Source organism: Spirulina sp. 06S082, from assembly GCF_034932145.1.
GTDB lineage: Bacteria > Cyanobacteriota > Cyanobacteriia > Cyanobacteriales > Spirulinaceae > CCY15215.
In genome coordinates this window covers 1-7,519 of the sequence record NZ_JAYGHV010000068.1, presented here as the reverse complement: position 1 = coordinate 7,519, position 7,519 = coordinate 1, and the positions used below count along the sequence as shown (strand labels likewise).

Sequence of the window (7,519 nt, the reverse complement as noted above, 5' to 3'; positions counted from 1 at the left end):
CATTTCTCATCGCCTCTTGTAAATTTTTCTTTTCTTCTGGCGATAAACAGTTCTTGGCTGGCATTTTTTCTCTTTTCTCCAAATCTACTATCCTTATTATATGTCACTTAGCCGCGTTTTAGCTTATACTGGGAATGAAGTTTGAGAAAAAACTGATGGAAGCACTAACTGGAGCAGCGATCGCTACCCTCGTTTTTACAAAGTTTTTTGAGACCAGCGCAGAAAAGCTCACTGAAGGAGCTTTGGAAAAGTTGAATCGACTGCGCGAGAAGATTTGGAATAGATTTCGAGGGAAATCTGAGGTTGAGAAAGTCTTGACAGATGCGGAAAATGGCTCTTCAGAAGCGTTGAAGCAAGTTGTAGGTTATCTTGACGAGGCGATGGAGAAAGACCCAGTTTTTGCCAAGGAAGTTAACGATCTCGCCCGAGAAATTATCAATATTGGCAAAATTGAAGGGGAAAGCTGGATCGTGACTGGGGGAGAAGTGAAATATGTTAAGGATAATAAAGCACCAGTCATTCAAGGTGAGATTAAAGGTAATGTTACCTTTATTGATAAACAATATTAGCTGAACTCGCCGGCCTCGGATCCGGCCAAACAAAATCCGCCACAAAACATTCCTCGCAGTGGAGTCGCCACTTTTGTTGGACGTTCTGAAGAATTGGAAACTCTCCATCAACAACTTCAGCAGGGCGATCGCGTTGCTATTTCTGCGATCGCGGGGATGGGTGGAGTGGGAAAAACGGAGTTAGCGATACAATATGCTCATGCTTATAAAGGTTTGTTTGAGGGAGGAATTTGCTGGTTCTATGCAAGAGAACAAAATATTGTTACCCAGATTGTCGGGTATGCAATGGTGCAGTTGGGATTGTATATTCCAGATGGATTAGAACCGAGCGATCGGGTTGCTTATTGTTGGCGAAATTGGCGAGAGGGTGATGTTTTGATTGTTTTAGATGATGTTGTCAATTATCAGGAAATTAAACCTTATTTACCGCCAGAAGAGAAGCGATTTAAGGTATTGATGACAACGCGGCTAAAGTTTGGTAAGCCGATTAAAACCTTACCGTTAGGAGTTCTCAAGCCCGAGCAATCTTTAGAATTGCTAGAATCTTTCATCGGACAAGAGAGAATTCTGGCAGAGGAAGCAGTTGCTCAAACGCTTTGTGAATGGTTGGGACATTTGCCTCTCGGCATTGAGTTAGTGGGGAGATATTTAGAAGATGATGAAACATTATCTCTGGCGGAAATTCTCTTCCGTTTGCAACAGAAAGCAAAACAGCGAAAATCCCTTGAAGATGAATCTCTGGAATCTCCCGATCCAGATACGAATACAATGACAGCAGAACGAGGTGTAAAAGCTGCTTTTGAGTTAAGTTGGGAAGTTTTAGACCCAGATAGTCAGCATTTGGGAAAGTTGCTCTGTCTTTTTGCTTTAGCGCCGATAGAATGGGAGTTAATCGAAAAGGTGGAGCGTCAGTATTGTCAAGAGGAGGGAACATTTCAAGAAAATGTGCTAAAAAAATCGAGAAAAACATTGCTGAAGTTTCATCTCGTTCGAGGTTTGGAACAAAATCGCTATCAATTACATTCATTAATCCGAGAATTTTTTCGAGGTAAATTAGAAGGAGAACCAGATGTTACAGTTAGCCGTTAAACAAAATATTGAAGCAGAACGACTCAAGCGATCGTTTTGTCAAGTCATGGTGGAAGTTGCCAAACAAATTCCCGAAACTCCAACATTAGAACAAATTGAAGAAGCAACTCCTAGAATTCCTCATTTAGCAGAACTTGCAAACAATTTTTGCAACTGGATAGAGGATGAAGATTTGATTTTACCATTTGTAGGATTAGGTCGCTATTACAATGGTCAAGGATTCTATCATCAAACAGAACCTTGGCTTTTAAAATGTTTATCTGTAAGTCGCGATCGCTTTGGAGAAAAACATCCTGATGTTGCAACTTCTTTTAATAAATTAGCTTATCTCTATTATTCTCAAGGGAAATATAAAGAAGCAGAATCTCTTTATCTAAAAGCGTTAGAACTCAGAAAAAAACTCCTAGGAGAAGAACATTCTGACGTTACGACCTCTCTTAATGATTTGGGATTACTATATTTTTATCAAGGAAGATATGAAGAAGCAGAACATCTCTATTTACAAACATTAGAACTCAGAAAAAAACTCCTAGGAGAAGAACATATTGATGTTGCAACTTCCATCAATAATCTGGCTGGACTTTACGACTCTCAAGGGAAATATGAAGAAGCAGAACCCCTTTATTTAAAAGCATTAGAACTCAGAAAAAAACTTCTAGAGGAAGATCATCCCGATATAGCAAGTTCTCTCAATAACTTGGGTTATATATACGATTGTCAAGGAAGATATGAAGAAGCGGAACATCTCTATTTACAAGCATTAGAACTCAAAAAAAGGCTTCTAGGAGAGGAACATCCATCTGTTGCTATTTCTCTCAACAACATAGGCTATTCATACTACTATCAAGAAAAGTATGAAAAGGCTGAACCTTTTTTGTTACAAGCATTGGAAATTAGAAAACGACGATTGGGAGAAAAACATCCTGATGTTGCTCTATCTATCACTAACTTGGCAGAACTTTATCATTATCAAGGAAGATATAAAGAGGCTGAACCTCTCTTTTTACGAGCATTGGAAATAATAGAACAAACATTAGGGGAGGAAAATCCTAATTTTGCCATTGCTCTCAATAGTTTAGCTAACCTTTATCGTTATCAAGAGAGATATGAAGAAGCAGAACCTATATATTTGCGAGTGCTAGAATGGAGAAGAGAACGATTAGGGAAAGAACATCCTCATGTTGCTCTATCTCTTAATAATTTAGCTGAACTTTATCGTTGTCAAAAAAGATATGAAGAAGCAGAACCTCTCTATTTACAAGCACTAAAGCAGAGGAAAAAACTACTGGGTGAAAAGCATCCTGATGTTGCTCTATCTCTTAGTAATTTAGCTGAACTTTATCGTCATCAAGAAAAATATAAAGAAGCAGAAATTCTCTATTTACAAGCTGTGAAACTTCTTCTTAATTATTTGGGAGATGAACATCCAAATAGCCAAACTATATTGAAAAATCTTAAATGTTTCTTACAAGATGTAATTGCAGCCGGACAAAGAGACCAACTCAGCAACCATCCCCTCACCCAACAACTCCTCGCACAGATCGATGCAGCCAACGAGACAGAATAAAAATAAAAAGACAGACGATCCGCTTATAATAAAACAGAAATAGGCAAATCAATGCGATCGCACGGAGTAACCCAATGAGCAAAGAACAACTCATCAAAGAGATCGAAAAAGAAATAACAATAATGCCAGAGTTTGCGATTGAAGAAGTCTATCACTTTTTGTTGTTCCTCAAACAGCGAATTCAACAAAGGATCGCCAATGAGGAAGAAGTCAAAATGCGATCGCAAAAGAGCCAAAACTCCATTCTCGACATGGTTGATGAAATTACTCAAGAGATCCCCAGAGAAGAATGGAAAAAACTCCCCAAAGACTTTTCTCGAAACCTCGATCATTATTTGTACGGTGCGCCTAAAATAGAAGAATGAAAACAGTTTTTGCTGATACTGGATATTGGCTGGCTTTAGTCAATCCAGATGACGATCTACATCAAAAAGCGAGAGAAGTGACTGAAAATCTTTCTCCATTCAAAGTCATCACCAGCCAAATGGTTTTTGTAGAATGTTTGAATGCGTTCTCAACAAAAGGAAGCTGGTTCAAACAATCTATAATTCAGTTAATTCAACGCTCTAGAAACAATCCCGATATTATCATTTACCCACAAACTCAAGAACTTTTTACCAGTGCATTTGACTTGTATCAAAATCGCTTAGACAAACAATGGAGTTTAACGGATTGTTCTTCATTTTCAATCATGCAGCAACAAAAGATTGTAGAGGCTCTAGCACACGATCGCCATTTTGCACAAGCGGGTTTTATTCCATTATTGCGTTAAAATTGCGATCGCATTGAATAATTGTCGTTAATTTACATCTCAATTCCTGCTTTTTCTTGACCTTCCTCTTCTTCCAAATCCTCCTCAACCTCAACCGATAAATCGTGCAAAGTGGCAATTTCTTGCTTGTCGCGATCGCTCAACCGATCCGTTAGAATCTCCCATTCTCCTTGCTCTTGGATGGCAGCAAACAACTCCTCCCCATCCATACTCTCAATGCTGATGGTGGTTGAATCTTCCTCTTTCATGGCATAGAGAATGGCACTTTCTCCCAAAACAATGCCATCCTCAATCGATTCTCCCGTAACGGCAGCCTGCTGCTCGGAAATATTGTAAGCATTGAGGAGAATCTCGGCACAAGTTTCGGCATCGGGAACTTCGCGATCGCCTTCCACCTCCCCTTCTTCCTCATCCGGTGCGGGTTGCGAGACGGGTGCAGATTTTGGAGTTTTCTCCGTTACCCCTTCTCGTACCGCCTTCTCCAACCCTTCAATGCGAGCTTCAAGGGCATCCAATCGCCCTTCGATGCGGTCTAAAGCCGCGTTAAGCTGTTTGAGTTGCTCGTCAAAATCGGCATTCTTATCGAGGGAAAACGGCTTGCTCTTTTTCTGAGGAGGCTGAGTGCGATTGATGCGCTCGTCAAGGTCGGCGATCGCCCCAGCCAGAACTTCATTGGCAGATTGAGGCGTTTCTTGCTCGTCCTCCTCTGTTGGGGTTGACTGCGAGGGTTCTTCTGGGGAGGATTCGGTAACGCGATCGCTGCGTTCGAGTAATTCATCCGTGCGATCGTAAGCCGCCTGCAACCGTTCGGCAATCTTGGCAATTTCCTTTTCCCGTCCCGCTTTCTTAGCAGCCGCGATAATCCGTTCAACATTTTTCTTACCCACAATAGCCGCCAACCCGCAAAAAAACACTAGCAAAGTGACAAGAATTTTGCTAGAATTAAGTTATCAGGAGTGGCGGTAATACGCACCTGTAACGAACCTAGACAACTCAAGAAGCGGGGGTTCAACCCAGAAGCCCTGGTCAATCCGTGGGAAGGTAAAATCTTGCAGGAAGCCAGGTGAGTACAGAACTTTTTGTACAAGAAGGCGGTGGGTCTCATCGTTTCTGCCTGTGGAGGCGTAGACAGTAGTCAGCCTGCGAAACAGGAAGCTCTATTCGTGAGGAAGAGAAGCTCCCGTCATAATCTTTGATTTGACGGGAGAGAACGTCACACCGTTCAGATTAGCCCCATCGAGTTCATTGCCTTGATTAGCAGCCGCAGCCCCCACGACAGCCGCTCGATCCAAAAGACTGTCATAATCGATGAACCCGTTGCCGCGAGGGACTTGGGGCGAATTCTTTTCGGGAGTCGAAACAACGCGGCGAGGCTCTTTCCGGAGTCGTTGGGGCTTGGCTTCATCAGGGCGATCGCCAATGTCCTCCGATTCCTCCGTTTCTCCTTCAAAAGAGTCCAGCAAATCGTCAATCTCCTCCTCATCTTCTCGCTCTCGTTCTGGATTGAGTGCCTGCTCGATTCCCGTGCGGATGAATTTCCCCTGCTCCTCCTCATCAAAGCCCAAATGCTGCATCATGTACTTGCCCGTAGTCGTACCGAGTTCGGGTTTGTTCGCCAATTTCATGGCAATGCCTCCCGTATTGACCTCAACGGCAATTTTGAGTTTGGGGTTATCCTCTTCGCTGATGCTTTCGAGGGCTTCGGCAAAATCTTCGAGCGTCGTCAAACCCTGCTGCTGGCAATAAGCGAGAGTTTTTTCGCAGTATTTGTGCAGGTATTTGAGGGCTTTTTTCCCAGTGTTGGTTTTGGGAGTGAGATAGTTGCCTTGTTTTGCTTTCTTGGTTTTGTAAGTGACCATAATTGTGTTTGGGTTGAATAGGGATGGAAATGAGCGATCGCCCCTTGCTAGTTTCGGGGCGATGCACCCGGTTAAACTTGAATGTCGCGGCGAGAGCCAACAGAAGCTATGCGCTGCAAAGATTTCGGCTGTCGCCGTTGAGAGCCGAGGGTTTCGGCAAAAGCGCGGCTATCCTCTGCCGAAAGCGGTTTGAGGATTTCGCGGGTTGCCAAATTGGAGCGGAACACGATGTTGCGATCGCCATCCCGAACAAAGCACTCTCGGGTGCGACGATCTACGAAAGCCGTCCAACCGTGGATTTTGATTTTGGAACGGTTGTCAGCTTCGTACTCTCGGGCGATCGCAGCATGGAGCTTTTGCGAGAAGTCCTCTGTGTGCTGTTTGCCAATGCCAAGGTTGAGGGGCAATTTGTTCTCCTCAACTGAAGGCAACCTCACTGACTCGGGGTCAATCTGAAGCGTCAAAGCCGAACCGCGTTGAGAGAGAGCGATCTCGCCCTTAAATGTCGCACCGATGGGGAGTTTTGGAGATTCGGCACTGAACATGGCCAATTGCTTGCCCTCGAGGGTGACGATGGGACAGCCGTGGCGATAATCTTCGGGATTGCGATAGGGTTTGACCTCGAATGGCAGGGTTTTGTTTGCCCAACGCCGATCGCCAAAATCCGTATCTCGAAAGTCGTTGTACTTCTGACCGATGAGTTCGACCGTCTCAAAGCGGTAAACTTGCACCTGTCGGGCGATTTCCTCTCCAAAAAGATGCAGCACGAGGGCAGACTTGGGAATGAGGTCTTCGGGATTTTCCAGCCAAGTGTAACTGGTGGGAGGAACGATGCGATCGCCAATGCGACTGGTTTTCTGCAAGTGAGGATTGTAGTAGGTCAAATCCGACTCTCGAATATGTAAATTGTCGTTGCTGCCAAATTGGGCATTTAACTTTTCAATTAGGCGATCGCTCGGATCGAGGAGGGCAAATTGAACCATTGGCAAAGTGGGGTGTAGAGTAGCTTCGTATTGGATGCCCTTGCGATCCAAAGCTGCCTTAAACTCTCCTGCAAAATCCTTTCCCTTTGCCTTTTCAAAAGGAATGCTGAGAACGTGAGTATCGCGAGGTAAGGCTTCTCGCTGTCGCTGAAACTCCTCAACGAACTCAAAAGTGGGGTTGAGTTGGCGAGAAATGAGGGCGCAGGCTTTGCGAGGGACGTTAAGATTGGGATTGGTAGTTTCGACGTGCCACAAGGCAGTTGCCGCGAGATGGCGTTCTTTGGCATCGGGGAAGGTTTCGGCAATTTCCCCTCGCAAATCCTCGTAGAGTTTGCCGTATTCTTCCTTAATGGCATTGCGTTCGCGTAGCGTTCCCGGAGGGAAATCGCCCTCATGGAGTTGGTGAATTTCCCGTCCCCGTTGGTTGGCGCGCTCTTTCAGGTCTTTCGCCCAAGGCAGATAATCCCGTTCCCACTGCTTGCGATCGCTTTTACTGGCAGGGGGAGGGAAGAGATATCGAAATTCGTGCCGGTGGCGAGAACGAATGCGGGTTCGTTCCCATGCCGGATTGACTGCCTCTCGGGCGATCGCCAGAATCGGATTTTGCTCCTCAGTCGGCAAAGGTAAAGTTTTGTAAAGGCGCGGGTCTTTCTTGAGGTCGAAGAGAGGGCTGGGATGCG

At 44.6% G+C, this 7,519-nt stretch carries 7 protein-coding genes and 1 pseudogene; 5 read left to right on the top strand and 3 right to left on the bottom strand.

The features are described from left to right. Nucleotides 1-155 precede the first annotated feature (155 nt). The 5 genes from VB714_RS06600 (at nt 156) to VB714_RS06580 (ending at nt 3,997) form a co-directional block, all read left to right on the top strand. Nucleotides 156-569, top strand: coding sequence for a hypothetical protein (locus VB714_RS06600; RefSeq protein ID WP_323222363.1), 414 nt, complete (start codon nt 156-158; stop codon nt 567-569). 93 nt (nt 570-662) lie between these two features. Beyond that, a complete protein-coding gene (locus VB714_RS06595) occupies nt 663-1,658 on the top strand; it encodes an NB-ARC domain-containing protein (RefSeq protein ID WP_323222361.1) in 996 nt (331 codons plus the stop codon). Then, nucleotides 1,639-3,225, top strand: coding sequence for a tetratricopeptide repeat protein (locus VB714_RS06590; RefSeq protein ID WP_323222359.1), 1,587 nt, complete (start codon nt 1,639-1,641; stop codon nt 3,223-3,225). Before VB714_RS06595 ends, VB714_RS06590 begins: the two co-directional genes overlap by 20 nt. Before the next feature lie 74 nt (nt 3,226-3,299). Beyond that, nucleotides 3,300-3,590 (top strand): hypothetical protein, encoded by a 291-nt coding sequence (locus VB714_RS06585; protein WP_323222358.1) that lies wholly within the window; start codon nt 3,300-3,302, stop codon nt 3,588-3,590. Next, nucleotides 3,587-3,997, top strand: coding sequence for a type II toxin-antitoxin system VapC family toxin (locus VB714_RS06580; RefSeq protein ID WP_323222355.1), 411 nt, complete (start codon nt 3,587-3,589; stop codon nt 3,995-3,997). Before VB714_RS06585 ends, VB714_RS06580 begins: the two co-directional genes overlap by 4 nt. Before the next feature lie 32 nt (nt 3,998-4,029). On the opposite strand, the gene VB714_RS06575 is transcribed toward VB714_RS06580, so the two are convergent. The 3 genes and pseudogenes from VB714_RS06575 to VB714_RS06565 all read right to left on the bottom strand — a co-directional run. Beyond that, nucleotides 4,030-4,917: a hypothetical protein gene (locus VB714_RS06575; protein WP_323222353.1), complete on the bottom strand. Its 888-nt coding sequence runs from the start codon at nt 4,915-4,917 to the stop codon at nt 4,030-4,032. Nucleotides 4,918-5,154: 237 nt separating this feature from the next. Further along, complete coding sequence (locus tag VB714_RS06570; protein ID WP_323222351.1) at nt 5,155-5,856, bottom strand: hypothetical protein; 702 nt, start codon at nt 5,854-5,856, stop codon at nt 5,155-5,157. Between the two features lie 71 nt (nt 5,857-5,927). Then, nucleotides 5,928-7,519: pseudogene (locus VB714_RS06565) on the bottom strand (hypothetical protein); the annotation flags it as partial.